Origin of the sequence: uncultured Ruegeria sp. (assembly GCF_947489545.1) — a bacterium.
In the GTDB taxonomy this organism is placed as follows: domain Bacteria; phylum Pseudomonadota; class Alphaproteobacteria; order Rhodobacterales; family Rhodobacteraceae; genus Ruegeria.
This window is the reverse complement of record NZ_CANLDZ010000092.1, coordinates 1-418: the sequence shown is the minus strand read 5'-3', so window position 1 is coordinate 418 and position 418 is coordinate 1. Positions and strand designations below refer to the sequence as shown.

Sequence of the window (418 nt, the reverse complement as noted above, 5' to 3'; positions counted from 1 at the left end):
TGATCCACAACATGAGTTATATGATACCTGTAGAGCTGCTGCGGTTGTTCACGCTCAGCAGCTTTAGAAAGATCATAGCCTTGCCAAATGTTTCGCTTCTCCAGAGCCCGGCTAGATAGCTCAACCATCTTTTCTGCTGTCTCTGGATTTGTTTTGAGATCGTCCACAGCTTCTTGGATAAGTGCGGGGCAATCGCAGGTAAATGCGCCCGAAAAACGAAAGCTGACAGGCTTTGCCTCATTGCCTTCGATTTGAAGGATTGACCAAAGCGTAGTGTCCCAGACGATGGGCTTTGCTCTAAACTCGATACACCCTAAAGCCCCCCTTCTTGGATGTACGGAAAATGCATATCCTTCGTTTTGCTTTGAGAGCATGTCTTGCTTTATGGACCAGCCACTACCTTTTGCTGCTTTCCGGA

Annotated in this window: 1 protein-coding gene; it reads right to left on the bottom strand. The window is 47.6% G+C overall.

From position 1 onward, the window contains the following. A partial coding sequence (locus Q1B13_RS26900) for a hypothetical protein (RefSeq protein ID WP_299800847.1) occupies positions 1–418 on the bottom strand: 418 nt, incomplete at both ends.